The sequence below is a fragment of the uncultured Aliivibrio sp. genome (genome assembly GCF_946479765.1).
GTDB lineage: Bacteria > Pseudomonadota > Gammaproteobacteria > Enterobacterales > Vibrionaceae > Aliivibrio.
On sequence record NZ_CAMLHO010000031.1, the window covers coordinates 30,080 to 46,788 of the forward strand.

Annotated in this window: 11 protein-coding genes; 3 read left to right on the forward strand and 8 right to left on the reverse strand. The window is 38.5% G+C overall.

The window, feature by feature from the left end:
- Positions 1-204 precede the first annotated feature (204 nt).
- The 4 genes from Q1K78_RS12235 to hemL all read right to left on the reverse strand — a co-directional run bounded on the left by Q1K78_RS12235 (position 205) and on the right by hemL (position 7,529).
- Complete coding sequence (locus Q1K78_RS12235; RefSeq protein ID WP_300179015.1) at positions 205-3,585, reverse strand: response regulator; 3,381 nt, start codon at positions 3,583-3,585, stop codon at positions 205-207.
- A gap of 161 nt (positions 3,586-3,746) precedes the next feature.
- Entirely contained in the window at positions 3,747-4,766 is a 1,020-nt protein-coding gene (gene rsmC, locus Q1K78_RS12240; RefSeq protein ID WP_300179018.1) for a 16S rRNA (guanine(1207)-N(2))-methyltransferase RsmC, read from the reverse strand.
- Positions 4,767-4,893: 127 nt separating this feature from the next.
- Positions 4,894-5,979 (reverse strand): AI-2E family transporter, encoded by a 1,086-nt coding sequence (locus Q1K78_RS12245; protein WP_300179021.1) that lies wholly within the window; start codon positions 5,977-5,979, stop codon positions 4,894-4,896.
- Between the two features lie 254 nt (positions 5,980-6,233).
- On the reverse strand, positions 6,234-7,529 hold the full coding sequence (hemL, locus tag Q1K78_RS12250) for a glutamate-1-semialdehyde 2,1-aminomutase (protein ID WP_300179024.1): 1,296 nt from the start codon (positions 7,527-7,529) through the stop codon (positions 6,234-6,236).
- Between the two features lie 233 nt (positions 7,530-7,762).
- Between hemL and erpA the strand changes: the two genes are divergently transcribed.
- The 3 genes from erpA to Q1K78_RS12265 all read left to right on the forward strand — a co-directional run bounded on the left by erpA (position 7,763) and on the right by Q1K78_RS12265 (position 12,460).
- Positions 7,763-8,104 carry an iron-sulfur cluster insertion protein ErpA gene (gene erpA, locus Q1K78_RS12255; protein WP_300179027.1) on the forward strand — a complete coding sequence of 114 codons (342 nt, stop codon included), beginning with the start codon at positions 7,763-7,765 and terminating at the stop codon, positions 8,102-8,104.
- Between the two features lie 138 nt (positions 8,105-8,242).
- Positions 8,243-9,355: an efflux RND transporter periplasmic adaptor subunit gene (locus Q1K78_RS12260; RefSeq protein ID WP_300179030.1), complete on the forward strand. Its 1,113-nt coding sequence runs from the start codon at positions 8,243-8,245 to the stop codon at positions 9,353-9,355.
- 9 nt (positions 9,356-9,364) lie between these two features.
- Positions 9,365-12,460 carry an efflux RND transporter permease subunit gene (locus tag Q1K78_RS12265; protein WP_300179033.1) on the forward strand — a complete coding sequence of 1,032 codons (3,096 nt, stop codon included), beginning with the start codon at positions 9,365-9,367 and terminating at the stop codon, positions 12,458-12,460.
- 62 nt (positions 12,461-12,522) lie between these two features.
- Here Q1K78_RS12265 and Q1K78_RS12270 read toward each other — a convergent pair whose 3' ends face one another.
- From Q1K78_RS12270 to mtnN, 4 genes are all read right to left on the reverse strand, one after another.
- A complete protein-coding gene (locus Q1K78_RS12270; RefSeq protein ID WP_300179048.1) occupies positions 12,523-13,830 on the reverse strand; it encodes a peptidoglycan DD-metalloendopeptidase family protein in 1,308 nt (435 codons plus the stop codon).
- A 188-nt stretch (positions 13,831-14,018) separates the two neighbouring features.
- Complete coding sequence (locus Q1K78_RS12275) at positions 14,019-14,630, reverse strand: TRIC cation channel family protein (protein WP_300179036.1); 612 nt, start codon at positions 14,628-14,630, stop codon at positions 14,019-14,021.
- Between the two features lie 43 nt (positions 14,631-14,673).
- On the reverse strand, positions 14,674-15,627 hold the full coding sequence (locus Q1K78_RS12280) for a cobalamin biosynthesis family protein (RefSeq protein ID WP_300179039.1): 954 nt from the start codon (positions 15,625-15,627) through the stop codon (positions 14,674-14,676).
- A gap of 78 nt (positions 15,628-15,705) precedes the next feature.
- Positions 15,706-16,401 (reverse strand): 5'-methylthioadenosine/S-adenosylhomocysteine nucleosidase, encoded by a 696-nt coding sequence (gene mtnN, locus Q1K78_RS12285; protein ID WP_300179042.1) that lies wholly within the window; start codon positions 16,399-16,401, stop codon positions 15,706-15,708.
- Positions 16,402-16,709: the final 308 nt, after the last annotated feature.

The following is a 16,709-nucleotide window of genomic DNA, read 5'->3' on the forward strand; positions in this document are numbered from 1 at the left end:
AAAATTATCATGCTAGGTTTGTTGTGAGTCGCTTCTCATTATTATGACAAATCTATTAAGAGCCAATTATTAGCATGTAAAAATAACAAAATCAGAGGGGTGAAAGTCATGGTTAGGTATGCTTATTTCGCTATGTAAATTTGAATAATTGAAAAAAAACCTACAATAAAGGTAGGTTTTTAGTTGAGTAAAATTTGTATATTATTAACTTGATACGATTAATACTTTTAACTTATCTTTTATTCTAATGAGCTTATCTCGTTGAGTATTGAGCTGGTTGCAGTGTTCTAAAATATACTCTAATGTACTTATTACTGTGCGCCATCTTGGTGTCTTAGGTAAAGTTTCAACCCTAAGATACTTATCAAGAGTACGAGTTTGTAGCGTACTTCTATCAAGATATACACGCCATAATCCACTTTCTTCAGCTAGGGTGTATTTTGTTTGTCCTGTTGACTCTTCCCAGTAACTCAGCCCTGAAATCATGCCATCTACAATCAATTCGCGCATGATTGTACCTTTATCATCTTTGTTTTCATTTGCTTTAATTACAAGCTGAGCGATATCTCCACCGACTAAAGATAACGAATCTAGCATTTGTTTATCACCTTCAAACGCAAAGGCGGACAGGGCCTCTACGGCGTGCTCTAAATCATGAATTCTTTGTTCACTAGCCTCATTTTTATGACTGACGATAAGCATTAGTGATAGCCCTGACTCTGCTGGCAGGTGTAATAGGTCTGCGTTAATTTGTTTAATTTCACTATTAATATAGACGTCAATATTACCTCTATAATTCAGTTTGCTTTCTACTAAGCTTCGTTTAGCAATCAGTTCATCAATCGAGTAACGAGAAAGTTGTTCTTTAGTTAGCTGAAATAATTTAGCTGCCGCTTGGTTCACATATTGGATGTAACCATCTTTTTTGGCGCAAATGATGGCTTCGTGAGCGTGGTTTAATTGCTCTAAAATATGACTTTGTGTTTCTAGTAGGCTTACTTCAACTTGTTCTCTATGACGTATTTCTTGCTGTAAACGACTATTTTCATTAATAAAGCCTTCGGCTTGGCTTGCCTGAATATGAGCTTTAATTCTTGCCGCTAACTCTTGTTTGTTAAATGGTTTACTTAAATAATCGTTTGCTCCAGATTCAAATCCACGAACGCGATCTTGAGTTTGATTCAATGCGGTTAGCATGATTATAGGCAGTTGTGAGTGATTATATTTTTGTCTTAATGATTGGCATACTTCATAACCACTCATCCCTGGCATCATAACATCTAATAGCAGAAGCTCTGGTTTTTCCTCTTCAAGCACTTGTAAGGTTTCAGGGCCATCATTAGCTGTTTTTACACGGTAGCCTTCAAGTTTTAAAAAGCTACTTAATACTTGGAGGTTAACAGGCTCATCATCGGCGACTAACAGTAAGGGGCCGTTAGGGTTTTCTGGTAGATCTTCTGTTAATTCATCTAGATTATATTCTAATTTCTCTGGTGTTTGATAATGAGCGATATCTTCTTTCGTGAGTAATTTATGCTGTTGGATTTGCTCCTTAGTTGCTAATGGCACAGTGAAGCTGAAGGTTGCACCTACCATTGGTTGGCTACTTACATAAAGAGATCCGCCCATTAATTCGATCAATTGACGACTAATCGATAAACCAAGTCCAGAACCTTGTCTATAGCGATTTGAATCATGACCAGCTTGAATAAGGGGTTCAAAAATATGCTCTAATTCATCTGCAGGGATTCCATGGCCTGTATCTACTACTTGAACTCGTAAAAATTGGTCGATTACACTGGCTGAAATAACAATTTTCCCTTCTGAGGTATACTTAATTGCATTACCAATTAAGTTATAGAGAACTTGCTCGAGGCGTTGCTCATCGGCATAAACTGAAGGTAATGATTTATCTACTTGGTTGATGATCCGAATCGATTTATTACCAAGTAAGTGTTGAGATAACTCAAGAACTAAGCTCGTTGCTGAGGAGAGTTCGGCAACATGACGGTTTATGTCTAAATTACCATGGCGCATTTTATGGTAATCTAATAAGTCATTTACGAGATTCGTTAATCGTTGACCACTATTAATAATGATCTCCAGTTGGTGCCTATGAGAGGCTGATATTGGTCCATTTGCCCCCGTATAGAGAGCTTCTGCAATACCAACCATCCCATGTAATGGCGTTCTCAATTCATGAGATGTTGTCGCTAAGAATTCATCTTTTAATTTATCTGCTGCTTCTAATTCACTATTCTTATTTTGAATAATCGTCAGGTTTACTTCTAATTCTTCATTTTGAGTTTTAATCAGCTGTATTTTGTCTCGGATTGAGCGCTGCATTCGTGCAAAACTAACCGCAAGGCGGCCAATTTCATCTTTTCTATCTGTGCTGATCATGTCTTGATCGAGATCTCCTGCGGATACTCGTTCAGCAGCCCAAGTCAGTCGTAATAGAGGCGCAGTTATTGAATTTGATAAAAAGTGAGAGGCGACGACTACACAAACAATAGCGATGATCATAGCAATAATAAATATTTTCTCTAATTGCTGTATTCGAGCAAAGGCTTCTTGTTCTGGTAGTTCAATAGATAGGCCCCAGGTGTGATTATCTATATTTATCGGAGTAAAAGCAGCTAATACTTTTTGGTCGTATTTATTTATAAAGTTACCGACGTTAGTTTTTCCAGAAAGTGCAGCGGCTATATTATCCGTTAGATTTTTGTTCTTATCATTATTAGTAATTCGAGAATAAGAATCTTCACCAACAAAGTAAGTTTTAGTTGATGTATTTTCTTGGTTGTTATCTAAAAGGTTGGTAAGCCCAGTATTTGGTAGCTTAAATAAAACGAAACTATGTAAATAGCCTTGTTGAACAATAGGAGCAGCAAACCATGAGATATTTTCTCCATTTACATAAGAAAAATCTGAAAATATAACGGGTATATTGTCTTTGTTTTTAGTGTTTTCAACCATTGAACGTACTTGGCTGTAAGTTTTTTCTAATGTGGTTCCTTTATATTTACCTGTGAGTAAATTGGTTCCATAGTTATCTTCTTTTTTGGTTGAATAGACGACATTACTATTAATATCAATGAGTAGTATGTCGGTAAAGTCAGAGCGTTTGAGTAACTCTTGATAAGCCCAGTGATAGCGTTTATGTAGGAGGCGATAACGTTCACTACCTATATATGAATCTGATTCAGGTAAAATACTGGTGCGAATTTTATTACCAGAGCCTTCTATGTATCTTTGTTGTGCATTTTCTCTGGCATTTTCAATAGAGGAGCCTAAGTTTGGGAAAGCACTGACTAAACCATAAAATCGACCACCACTGGCGTTAGCGAGTTCAGATCGTGCAAACCCTAATACTTCAGATTTTCTAGCTTTAAAGTAATTGGTAATTTGTTGTTCTTTATTATCCCTTAAGGATACAAGGTGCGCAGTACTTTGTGTTGCAAGATCTTGGCTATGCGATTGAAGGAAGAAGATGGCAATAATTGACAATGGGGTAATGCTTAATACAAGAAATGCAATCATTAACGTATTTTGAAGACGTTTAAAGTGTTGTTTTTTTTCCATTTTTAGGCCTAGTTTGCTCTGTATTCCATTCAGCAAAATTGACACAATTAACGTGTCAGTGAGTATGTGATAATTAATTTTAACGTGAAGTTCTGCTGCTTCTTATACGTAAGTTACGTTAAAAATCAAGCAGCAGAATAGTAAAGTGCGGCGGGGTGCGATTATTTTTGTGCGGAATAAATCTTAAACTTATTATTTTTTGCTAAGGTTAAGCATTCACCAAAAGATTTTTCAATAATAGGTGGATACTGTAAGAAACTATTGGCAACTAAAATTAACTGCCCTTTATGGGTTAGATTTTTAGGTGCTTTTTCTAGTAACTCCTCAGTTGAAGAATAATGAGTTTTTAATCCTGCATGAAACGGAGGATTGCTGATAATAAATTGATACTTCTCTTTGGTGTCAGAGTAAACATCACTCACAAATACATTGCCTTCAAGGTTATTGGCTTTTAATGTTTCAATAGAGGAAGCAATAGCAAGAGCGCTAATATCCACCATGTCTAAGTGAATTTTAGGATTGAGTGTTTTCATTACCGATCCAAGAACCCCTGCGCCACAACCAAAATCTAGAACATGGCCGCGTAAGTTAGGTAAGGTTTGCAGTAATAATTCTGAACCTTTATCAAATTCGCCATGACTAAACACGCCAGGTAAGCTTCGTACTTCAATAGTGTGCTCTTTAAATTGAACTTGATACTCTTTAAACCACTCTTGAAGAGTAAAACTAGGCACAGATTCAGTGCATTGCCCCCAATAAAAACTGCAACGACGAGCTGAATCAAATTTACTTATAGGACCGAAATCGGCAAACATCTTTTCAATGCTTTTAACGCCACTTCTATTTTCACCAACGACCACAATTTCAGTATCTTTACCTAACTTTGCCAGTAGCATAGTGAGTAAATACTCAGCTTCAGCTTTTGCTTTTGGCCAGTACAGCAAGATCATATCGGCATCGGTTTCTTCTGTGAGCTCTACTCCAAAGTAACACTTGATGTCATGGTTATTTTCAAACTGCTTATAATAGCCGTAATTTGTGGTAAAAATGGAGGTTGAAGTGCAATGTTTCACTAGCTCAAGTGGAAAATCATCAATAAGTTCACCAGCAATAAGTACACGCTTACCTTCAAAATAAGCGAGTTGACGTTGGGTGATTTGACTTGCTGCAGAATAAGACATGATGGCCTCGAAAGAATACAAAAAAACTGACGAGATTGTCCCATAAAGGAAGGGGAAGGAAAAGGAAAGTAAGAGGCTGTTTACGTGAGTAAAGAAATACAGCCTCTACCTGATAGAGTTTAAGGTATTAATTATTATCTTGTTGATCTAAAAATGATTTAAATTCAGTCTCATACATATTAAAAAGAACTAAGGTTAATGCAAAGATAATAGGACCGTAAATTAAACCAATTAAGCCATATAAGTGAATACCACCTAATAAAGAGAAGAAGATAAGCAAAGTATTCATTCCAGAGTTACCTTGCATTAATAATGGACGAACGATGTTATCAATTGAACCTACCACTAAGACCCCCCAAACGGTTAAGAAAATAGCCCATTCCCATTGGTTCGTTAAGAGTAAGTAAATTGTTGCTGGTACCCAAATAAGAGCAGTACCAACGACAGGTATAAATGAAGCAAACCCCATCATGGTTCCCCAGAATAAACCTGGGAAGCCAGCTAGCCACATTGCAAAACCGCCAGCTAAGCCTTGAGCTATAGCGGTTAAGAATGAACCAAGAATAGCTGATTTTGATACTTGTTCGATCTCATCCAGTAAGCGATCTTCTTGGCTTCTTGAAAGAGGGAGGACATGACGGAAAGCTGAAATAATTTTATCTTGGTCTCGTAATAAAAAGAACAGAACAAACAACATTAAGAAGAAGTTCATTAATACATTAGTGACGTCACCTAGAATTTGAGCACTAACACCGACGACCTTCGTTCCTACTTGAGATGCTAATTGAGCGACTTTTTGAGTTATTTCTGCGGGGTCAATAGTATCAAAAGGTAAATGCTTGTTAATAAATGCTAATACTTGAGACACAATTGGGTGTTCAAATAGAGTTTGTACCCCTCCTTCTATAACCCAATGATAGGCATCTTTAGAGAATGTAGCACCTTGTTGAACGATAGCAACAAAGACAAAAAACAGAGGGATTGCAATAATAAATGTGAGTGCCATGCAAGATAAAATAGCAGCACTATTGGGGCTGTTTGGTAGTTTTTCGCTGATTTTATTATGTAGAGGAGCAAATAAAAGAGACATAATAAAGGCGAGAATAATAGGGTTTAGATAAGGTTGTATTAATAGAAAACACGCATAACCGGCTGCAAGTAAAGCGGCGATTAAAACCCAATGGCTAGAATTTAGTTTATTGAAATGAGACACATTCTTCCCTTATGATGCGGTAAGCTATTTATAAATAATGATGAGTTAAGTTATATAGGTACTTGGTTAGCTTAGCAAGAATAATGGAGAGTAAAAATGGGCTGTTGTGAGAAAGAGACGTGTAGCAGTAATAAAAAAAAATTACCAATCATGCCGATAATTGTTGTGGGGTTGGTTATATTAGTGATTTATTATTGGCAATAAAAATGGCTTCTCTAATTTATAGAGAAGCCATGATTTAACTGTCTTTGAAGTTATTTAGCTTCAGAAGCCATTTTAGCAAAACAACGATCTGCCGCTTCTAGTGTTGCTTCAATTTCTTTTGGTCCATGAGCTAAAGAGGTAAACCCTGCTTCAAATGCTGACGGTGCAAGATAAACACCGTGTGCCAACATTAGATGGAAAAAGCGTTTGAATTGTTCGATGTCGCACTTAGTTACGTCTTCGTAGGTAGTGATAGTTTCTTGATCTGTAAAGAAGAAACCAAACATGCCACCAACGTAATTAACAACCATTGGGATCCCGTGTTTGCTTGCTAGTTCTTTCAAACCTAGTGCTAATTGTTTCGTTGTACTTGCAAGACGTTTTTCATTGCCTTCTTCGGTTAGTACTTTCAAACAAGCGAAACCGGCAGCCATTGCGACAGGATTACCAGAAAGTGTACCCGCTTGATATACAGGACCAGTAGGCGCAATGTATTGCATAATATCTTTACGACCACCAAAAGCACCAACAGGCATACCGCCGCCGATAACTTTACCTAAACAAGTTAGGTCTGGTTTAATGTTGTAATAGCCTTGAGCGCAATTTTCAGCAACACGGAACCCCGTCATTACTTCATCAAAAATTAGTAGAGCGCCTTCAGCATCACAAATCTCACGAAGACCTTCATGGAAGCCTTTAATTGGTGGAATGCAATTCATGTTACCAGCAACTGGCTCAACAATAATACACGCTATTTCACCTTTATTTGCTGCGAACATTTCACGAACAGAGTCTAAATTATTGAATGTCGCTGTCAGTGTGTATTTAGCAAAATCGGCAGGTACACCAGGAGAACTTGGTTGACCAAGTGTTAGTGCACCTGAGCCCGCTTTTACTAATAAACTGTCTGCATGGCCGTGGTAACAACCTTCAAATTTCATGATTTTGTCACGACCAGTATAACCACGAGCAAGACGAATTGCGCTCATGGTTGCTTCTGTGCCAGAACTCACCATGCGAATTTGTTCCATTGATGGTACTAATTCAGAAACAAGTTCAGCCATGTTAATTTCAGTCTCTGTTGGAGCACCGAAACTTAAGCCACGTTGTGCAGCAGATATTACGGCTTCACGAATAGCTGCGTGATTATGACCAAGGATCATTGGACCCCAAGAGCCAACGTAGTCAATATAAGCTTTTCCATCGGCATCAAAAATTAATGGGCCATCGGCACGCTCAATGAAAATTGGTGAGCCACCAACGCCAGCAAAAGCACGAACAGGTGAGTTTACGCCACCAGGGATTTTCTCTTGCGCTTTTGCAAATAGTTCTGCTGATTTGGTCATTACTTATATCCTCGTAGTAATCAATTGGACCAGTTGTCGGTTATTGTACCTAAATTGAATCAGAATGCTTGAGTTGATCGTATTAATCCCCATCTAATAAGTAAATAATGATGCTGAATGAGAACTAACTTGCTCTGTTAAGCGTGATGGATGTATTGAATACTTGAATGAAACAGTCAGGTATTAGATAATCAGAATTAAAATAGAATTGGAAACCAATCTGAGAGGTTGAAATGAGTGATATATCTGTGCCGTTAACGTTTTCTGATGTTGCTGCAGCAAAAGTAAAAACGTTAATAGCAGAAGAAGAAAACCCAAATCTAAAACTACGTGTATATATTACAGGTGGTGGCTGTAGCGGTTTCCAATACGGATTTACTTTTGATGAAGACGTAAACGAAGGCGATATGACGCTAGTAAATGATGGCGTCACTTTAGTTGTCGACCCAATGAGTTTACAGTACTTGATTGGCGGTGTTGTTGATTATACAGAAGGCCTAGAGGGTTCTCGCTTCTTTATTAATAACCCAAATGCGACAACAACATGTGGCTGTGGCGCATCGTTTAGTGTGTAACAACTGAGATAGAAAGGTAAGTTGAGTACTCTCTACTTACCTTTTTTTATAAATTTACGGTATAAAAGAGAATCAAACTTACAGTAAATCAGGATGTATTACTGTTTACCTACCTTCTAAGCACTAAGGATTGTTGCTATGGGTAAATACACATCTGCCTTTTTTCCCTATCTTATTCATCGCCCTTGGATTATTTCTTCTTTTTTATTTTTGAGCTTATTTCTCTGGATAATGAGCGGCCCTTCTCACGCCGAAAATACAGAAATAAAATCAGATAATGTCGCCTTAAAAGTACCTTTAGCGAATGTTATTGTTGAGCGCTTCGAATCAACCCCCACCCATAAAACGATTTCATTATATGGAAGAACAGCGCCTGATCGTAAAACGATATTAGGGGCTCAAGTTGCTGCTCAAGTTGAAGATTTATTAGTAAGAAAAGGGGTTAGAGTAAAAAAAGGTCAGCCGATTGCTCATCTAGATATGGCAGATCTTGATTTACGTTTAAGCCAAGCTAAAGCCATCTACTCAGTTCGTCTGAAAGAATTTAAAGCAGCAAAAGAGCTTCGTCGTAAAGGTCTGCAAGGAGACGTCGCTTTTAGTCAAGCAGAGGCCTCTTTGGCAGAAGCCAGAGCAAGCGTAAGAAATGCTGAACTCATCTTAAAAAATACCACAATCACAGCACCCTTTGATGGCATTGTTGAACACCTCTTTGTTGAAGTAGGTGATTTTGTCAGTCGTGGTGATCCTGTTGCTAAAGTGGTGGTATTAGATCCTTTAGTTATCGAAGTTAACGCCAGTGAAAGGCATATTGAGCAGATTAATAAAGGTCAAAAAGCAGAGGTATTCTTTATTAATGGTTCTTCAATTGAGGGTTATGTTCGTTATATATCGAGTGTTTCTTCATTGTCGACCAACACTTTTTCTGTTGAGGTTGAAATACCGAATGTTGGAGCAGAGATCTATGCAGGCATGAGTTCTGAAGTAGAAATAAACCTCGATCTTCAGTTGGCGTTAAAAGTCTCTCCTGCCATGTTAGCGCTAAATGAAGCGGGGGATTTAGGAGTAAAAACGGTTATTCAAAGTGAAGGGAATTCTGATAGTGATCAGAAAGTAAAATTTGTGCCGATCCAATTAGTAAAAGCAGAAGATGATGGTATTTGGTTAACGGGGCTTGGTGATGAAGTCGACATTATTACTGTTGGGCAAGGATTTGTCCGTGATGGTGATTTCATTCACGCTCAACGTAAATAGGGACGTCATATGTTAGCTATTATTAATGCGGCATTAAGTCGTGCTCGAACTATGTTGATGCTACTTGTGTTACTGCTTGTGGCCGGTGTATCTACGTATATAGTCATTCCAAAAGAATCTAATCCAGACATCACTATACCTATTATTTATGTGTCGATGAGTCACCAAGGCATTTCGCCTGAAGATTCAGAACGTTTATTAGTTCGTCCAATGGAGCAAGAGTTGCGCTCTATTGAAGGAATTAAAGAAATGACAGCCGTTGCTGGTGAAGGGCATGGTTCAGTGACATTAGAATTTAACGTGGGTACTGATTTAGATAAAGCGTTAACGGATGTAAGGGACGCGGTTGATTTGGTAAAGCCAGATTTGCCAGAAGAGAGTGATGAACCAACAGTCAATGAAGTTACTTTAGCAGCAGAGCAAGCGGTGTTGTCTGTTGTCTTATATGGAACCGTTCCTGAGCGAACCACTGTACAAATAGCTCGTAAATTACGAGATAAGCTTGAAAGCTATAAGCAAATACTAGAAGTTGATATTGCTGGTGATCGGGAAGATGTGGTCGAAATTATTGTCGATCCTCTTTTATTGGAAAGTTACGGATTAGATCAAGCCGCTATTTATAACCTGATAGCACTGAATAATCGAGTGGTAGCCGCAGGGTTTGTTGATACCGGTTATGGACGATTTTCAGTTAAGGTGCCTTCTGTTTTTGATTCATTAAAAGATGTCCTTGAGCTACCGATTAAAGTGGATGGTAAGCAAGTTGTTACTTTTGGAGATATTGCAACGGTTCGAAAAGCCTTTAGAGACCCAAACAGTTACGCTCGGCTAAATGGTGAAAAAGCGATTGTTTTAGACATCAAAAAACGCTCTGGCGAAAATATTATTGAAACGGTTGAAATAGTAAAAGCGGTTTTAGCTGGTGCTCAAGAGCTTGATTCATGGCCGAATAATTTATTGGTAAAATACACATGGGATGAATCAAAAGACGTTAAGATCATGCTTAATGATCTGCAAAATAATATTCTTTCAGCCATCTTACTGGTTGTGATTGTTATTATTGCTATTTTGGGAGCAAGAACAGCTCTTTTGGTCGGGATCTCGATCCCAGGCTCATTTCTTACTGGCTTATTAATGCTGGCATTGTCGGGATTAACCATCAATATCGTGGTGTTGTTTTCTCTTATTATGGCCGTAGGGATGTTGGTTGATGGAGCGATCGTAGTTACAGAGTATGCCGATCGACGAATGCAAGAAGGGTCACATCGCATTGATGCATATCGAGAAGCCGCGCAGCGAATGGCTTGGCCGATCACCGCTTCAACAGCAACGACATTAGCCGCTTTTGCTCCTTTGCTATTTTGGCCTGATATTACGGGTGAGTTCATGAAGTACTTGCCTCTCACCTTAATCGCGACATTGAGTGCATCCCTTGTTATGGCTCTGTTATTTGTTCCTGTTTTAGGGAGTTTATTTGGTAAGCCGCAACAAGTATTACCAAAGAAGAGAGAGAGGTTGTATTCCCTGAGTCAGGGAGATTATAGTCAGGCTGAAGGAATTACAAAACTCTACTTCCATACGCTATCGATGGCATTAAAACACCCGTTTAAAATTTTACTGTTGGCAATTGTGCTAGCGGTTGGGATTGGTTTTACTTACGCTAAAGCCGGTTTAGGTGTCGTCTTCTTCCCTGATGTTGACCCTCCGTTCTTAACGGTCAAAGTGCGTTCTCATGGTGATCTCTCTATTAATGAAAAAGATAAATTAATGGTTGAGGTGCAAGACCAAATACTAGGAATGAAAGAGTTAGACAGTATTTACACGCGAACTGGAGGTGATGATGAGATTGGACAAATACAGATCACTCCAGTCGATTGGCAATATCGTCGGCCAGTAAAAGAGATCATTAGTGATTTAAGAGCGCAAACAAAGGGTATTGCAGGTATTGAATTAGAGTTCAGTACGCCAAATGCAGGGCCTCCGAGTGAGCATGATTTAGTTATCGAACTCAGTGCTAGAAATGGCGTTCAGCTTAATCAATCAGTCATGAAAGTGAGAGAGTGGATTGACGCTAATCCAGCCTTTACCAATGTGAGTGATACCTCGAATAAACAAGGAATTGATTGGAAAATAGACATTCGTCGAGATGATGCTGCGCGCTTTGGTGCAGATGCGACACTGGTTGGTAATACGGTGCAATTTGTTACGAATGGGCTCAAAATTGGTGATTACTTACCAGATGATAATGATGAACAAGTTGATATTCTTGTTCGTTTTCCTGAAGAGCATCGGGATATTGGGCGCTTTGATGAGTTAAGAGTAAAAACGGTAAATGGGTTGGTTCCTATTACGAATTTTGCGCGGATCATTCCGACTCATAAACAAGATACGATTCATCGAATTGATGGCCATCGGATCTTAACTGTTAAAGCAGATATGAGTGATGGCTATAACTTAAGTATTGAGTTACCAAAGATTGAATCAGCATTGAACTCTTTAGATTTACCTGAGGATGTTGAGTTTAAATTAAGAGGGCAAAATGAAGAGCAAAATAATTCAGCTAAATTTCTTCAAAATGCCTTTATTGTCGCACTGGCTGTAATGGCAATTATCTTGGTAACGCAATTTAATAGTTTCTATCAGGCTTTTCTTATTCTGAGTGCGGTTTTATTTTCAACCGTTGGTGTTTTTGCTGGTTTGCTGATATTCCAGCGTCCGTTTGGGATCATAATGTCAGGGATAGGGGTGATCTCTTTGGCTGGGATAGTCGTAAACAATAATATTGTGCTTATTGATACCTACAATACGTTACGTAAAGAAGGGCTTGAAAAAGTAGATGCGATATTACAAACAGGTGTTCAACGTTTACGCCCAGTGCTATTAACTACGGTGACGACGATCCTAGGTTTAATGCCTATGGTACTGGAAATGAATATTGATCTGGTGAGCCAAAAAGTGGAGTTTGGTGCACCTAGTACTCAGTGGTGGTCACAACTAGCAACGGCAGTCGCTGGGGGCTTAGCATTTGCGACGGTATTAACGCTGGTATTAACGCCTTGTTTACTGATGTTAGGTAGAGATAAAGAATACTCGAACGAGAGATAAAAATAATGCCCTACGGCGTCATCAGATCATGACGCCGTAGGGCATTATCGTACTTTAACTTGTTAGTGAGTGAGTACCGGGTGGTTGCCAACAATAAATTGGCTGTACTGCTCAAGTTGCTTTAGGCGTTCTTTTGCTACAAGTTCAAACTCTGTCTTATCGTTACCTGCTAATGATGTTGATTGTGGTAACGAGACCGTTCTTGCGTCTTTATGAACACCGTTAACTAAGAATTCATAATGTAAGTGAGGACCAGTCACTCGCCCTGTGCCACCAAGGGTACCGATAGTATCGCCTTGTTTTACTCGTTGGCCTGTTTTTACATAACGTATAGTCATGTGCAAATATTTAGTAATGTAGGTATTACTGTGGCGAATAAATACATAGTTACCATTGAACTTATTGTAGCCTGCTTTATCGACGACACCGTCACCCGCAGCCCAAATAGGGGTGCCAATAGGTGCGACATAATCCGTTCCTTTATGTGCTTTTCTTTGGCCTGTCACTGGGTGTAAGCGACGAGGATTAAAGTTAGAACTCACATAACGAAAGTTAATTGGAGAGCGTAAAAATGCCTTTTTCATTGCTCGGCCATTTGGCTCGTAGAAATTACCATTTTTATCATTACGAATAGCGGTAAAGGTATCACCACGGTTTGTAAAAGAAGCTGCAATTATATTACCTTTGCCAGCGTATTCACCTTCTACATATCGCTCTTCATAAAGAACTTTAAAGTTATCACCTTCTCGAATATCTAATGCAAAATCGATATCCCAACCAAAAATACCCGCCAGCTCCATGATTTGGTTTGCATTTAGTCCTGCGCCAATAGAAGCATTCCAGAAGTTCGAAGTAATGGTAGCTTTCGTGTAGTTAAGTTGAGTATCGATATCTTGTTTTTCAAATAAACCAAGATAGCTATCGCCAATTTTGCTAATACGGTAGGTTTCAAACTGACTTATTGGACGGATAAGTTGGATGATTTCTTGATTTTTATTAAAGCCAAATTTTAATTTATCTCCAGGGCGAAGGCGAGTCAGCTGTTTTTCAATCTCTTTATCGCTATTGGTTAGATTATATAGTTGACGAGCAGTTAGCCCGACTCGACTAAATAAAACGGATGCACTCTCTCCCGATTTTACCGTGTAGCTTTCCCAAGATAATTGCTTGTTGGGAGAGGTCTGGTCATGAGAAATGAGAGCTTCTTGGCGAATTTCTGTTGGATAAGTTTGCCCAATGGTGAGTTTATAAAACCCAGAATCAGGTGCAACAGAATCTGGAATAGTAGCTACAGCGGCGATTATCCCTGCGCTGCAAATACCAATAAGAATGCGATGAATTACAGGAATGCGAGTTAATTTAGATAATATCATTCGATTAGGTAGTAAATATTGAATACAAATAACAACATAAGAGTGTAGCTTTTTTTTAGCCTAACTACTATGAGAGAAGATTATAGTATAAGGCTTAGTCACCTTTTTTTTATTAAAAGTTCAATAAATCATCAAAGTTAATGGTAATTGATAGAAAGGCAGCCTATTGCTGCCTGTCTATTGGTCTATTTGTTCAGTGCGAACGTAGGCAATGAAAGGTGCCAACGAATTGCTGCTAATCGAATAACCAATGTAGTAGCAACCCCTAAAAGCATTGCTGTTGAACCCTGAACATCAAACTCGAGAGCAGAGGTGTGAGCTATGCCACCTAAAATACAAGCAGTCGCATATACTTCACTTCTTAATACCATTGGGACTTCTCGGGCAAGTACATCTCGAATTATTCCACCGCCACAACCAGTGATAACGCCCATAATTACGGCGACCATAGGGTCTGCATTATATTTTAATGCTTTCTCAACACCTATCCCCACAAAGACAGCTAATCCAATAGCATCGGATACAGGTAAAACATACCAAGGGAGACGTTTAGGTTTTCTGATGATTAACATGGTTAAAATACAGGTAACAAAAATGACTAATAAATAGTTGGTATCAGTAATCCAGAAAACAGGGGTGGCACCAAGTGCCATATCTCGAATAGTACCACCACCAATAGCGGTAACACTGGCAAGTACTGTGACGCCAAAAGGGTCCATTTTTAATCGTCCTGCTAATAACACTCCTGAAATAGCAAAGATGGCGGTGCCGAACATATCAATTGTATAGATTAACATCTTGTCCTCTATGACTTACTGCATGATGTTGTTGAGAATACAGTTATAAACCGTGTTTGATTATAACCATTAGAGTGCTTTGAAGGATTAGCCAGATAGCTATTCTCCAACTTAAAAAACGATGTATTTGTGCCAAATGAATTGCAGAAGGTGCGATCTTTCCTCCAAGTTTTGGTCTACTGATTTTCTTGCCTTGATAAATAACAGGACCGCCCATAGAAAGCTCAAATTTTTTGCCAATAATGATAAGTAGCCATGCATTATTTTTATTTGGCCAACTTTTTTTCTGTTGTTTGAGTGTGTGGAGAGCGATTTGAAAATGTTTCCCGAAAAGGCATAAAAAACTAAAAAGTTTTAAAGGGACGAAATCTAGAATGGTTTGAATGGTTAGTGCTGGAATACCAAATGGCCTAAATGTATCTCTCGAAGGTGACCAAGCGCGAGCTAATTCTAAAGATAAACGATAAATAAAAGCCCCGATCCCTCCAGCAATGCCATACCAGAACAGTACTCCAATCACGGTTCTTGCATAACCCAAAACAATTGTTTCAGCACTTGCTTTACCTAAACCAAGAAGAGATAGTGGTTCTACATCTCTATTTAACCAAGGCATTAAAACTGTTTTTGCTTCTTGTTTATTTTCTTGATTGATCGCTTGTATTGCATCTTTACATAACTTTTCTACACCGCGCCATTCTAAAGAGATTAATAGTAATCCTAAATTAAATAAAGGTAGATTCCAGATAAGAGGTAATGCAGCAATATAAACAATAATTGCAGGGATAATCATTAACGCCCAAGCAAGAGACCCTGAAATTAAACGTTGTTGATAAGAGCGAGCTGTATTTACTTTTGTAGCGAGTAATTCAGCGAACTTACGCCAAATTGTCATGGGGTGGGCGTGTACAGGGATTGGTAAAAGTAAATGGAATAATAAAGCTCCCCATAAAACAAGTAGGGAATAATCTGCGATTAATAAAGAGAATTTATCAAACATTAGTAGTTACTATCATTATATATACTATATAGAGGAAGTATTGAGCCAACCAAGGCGGCTAGCTCAATATCGATGTGACTACTTTAATAAAGCAACCATTTTAATTACCATTTCTGATGAGCTTTGTGCAGCAAGAGGTAAAAACTCTTCAAAGCTCATTGGTGATTCTTTATCTGCCACATCTGAGATTGCGCGAACGACAACAAATGGAACGTCAAACTGATGACAAGTTTGAGCAATGGCAGAAGCTTCCATTTCAACAGCGATAACAGAAGGAAAATGAGAACGAATAAATGCTTGGCGCTCAGGTGTACATACAAAAGCATCACCAGTACAGATTAAACCACGTACAGCATGCTTATCTTCCATTTGAGTTAATGCTTTTTCTGCTACTGCCATTAGTTTTTCATCTGCTTTAAAAGCAGCAGGCTGTTGTGCCATCTGTCCCATCTCATAACCAAATGCAGTTACGTCAGCATCATGATGACGAACTTCTGTAGAAATAACGACATCACCAAGATTTAATGATGAATCAAATCCACCCGCAGAGCCGGTATTAAGAACAATATCTACATTATGATCTGAGATAAGCAGAGTTGTCCCTACGGCAGCTGCTACTTTACCAATGCCTGATTGAAGTAAAACGACGTCAGCCCCATTTAATGTGCCTGTATGAAAAGTACAACCCGCTTTAACTGTTGTTAGTAAGCCGTTAATTTGTTCTTTTAGAATGGCAACTTCTTGTTCCATTGCACCAATAATACCGATTTTCATTTGTTTATCTCAGTAACGTTTGAATAGAACTGAATTGTAACATAGCTATTTAAGGTGGAGGAATAAGAGTTTTATTGAGATAAAAGGAGGGTAAACTAAATTTTTTGATGGCTTTATATACGGAATGGTTGCTTATTGTTCGGTTGGTTGTTTTTTTAAATAAAACGCTTGCATGAAATCCGCATCGGCCTATACTCCGACTCCACCAACGCAGAACGGTGATTTAAATCACAAGTTCAGCAAATATTGGTGCGCTCTTTAACAATTTGAACCTATTAATCTGTGTGGGCACTTGTGAGTTGATAATC

Coding starts and splice junctions, on each gene's coding strand:
- Q1K78_RS12235 (WP_300179015.1), bottom strand. CDS start 3,585: ATGGAAAAAAAACAACACTTTAAACGTCTTCAAAATACGTTAATGATT.
- rsmC (WP_300179018.1), bottom strand. CDS start 4,766: ATGTCTTATTCTGCAGCAAGTCAAATCACCCAACGTCAACTCGCTTAT.
- hemL (WP_300179024.1), bottom strand. CDS start 7,529: ATGACCAAATCAGCAGAACTATTTGCAAAAGCGCAAGAGAAAATCCCT.
- erpA (WP_300179027.1), top strand. CDS start 7,763: ATGAGTGATATATCTGTGCCGTTAACGTTTTCTGATGTTGCTGCAGCA.
- Q1K78_RS12260 (WP_300179030.1), top strand. CDS start 8,243: ATGGGTAAATACACATCTGCCTTTTTTCCCTATCTTATTCATCGCCCT.
- Q1K78_RS12265 (WP_300179033.1), top strand. CDS start 9,365: ATGTTAGCTATTATTAATGCGGCATTAAGTCGTGCTCGAACTATGTTG.
- Q1K78_RS12275 (WP_300179036.1), bottom strand. CDS start 14,630: ATGTTAATCTATACAATTGATATGTTCGGCACCGCCATCTTTGCTATT.
- Q1K78_RS12280 (WP_300179039.1), bottom strand. CDS start 15,627: ATGTTTGATAAATTCTCTTTATTAATCGCAGATTATTCCCTACTTGTT.
- mtnN (WP_300179042.1), bottom strand. CDS start 16,401: ATGAAAATCGGTATTATTGGTGCAATGGAACAAGAAGTTGCCATTCTA.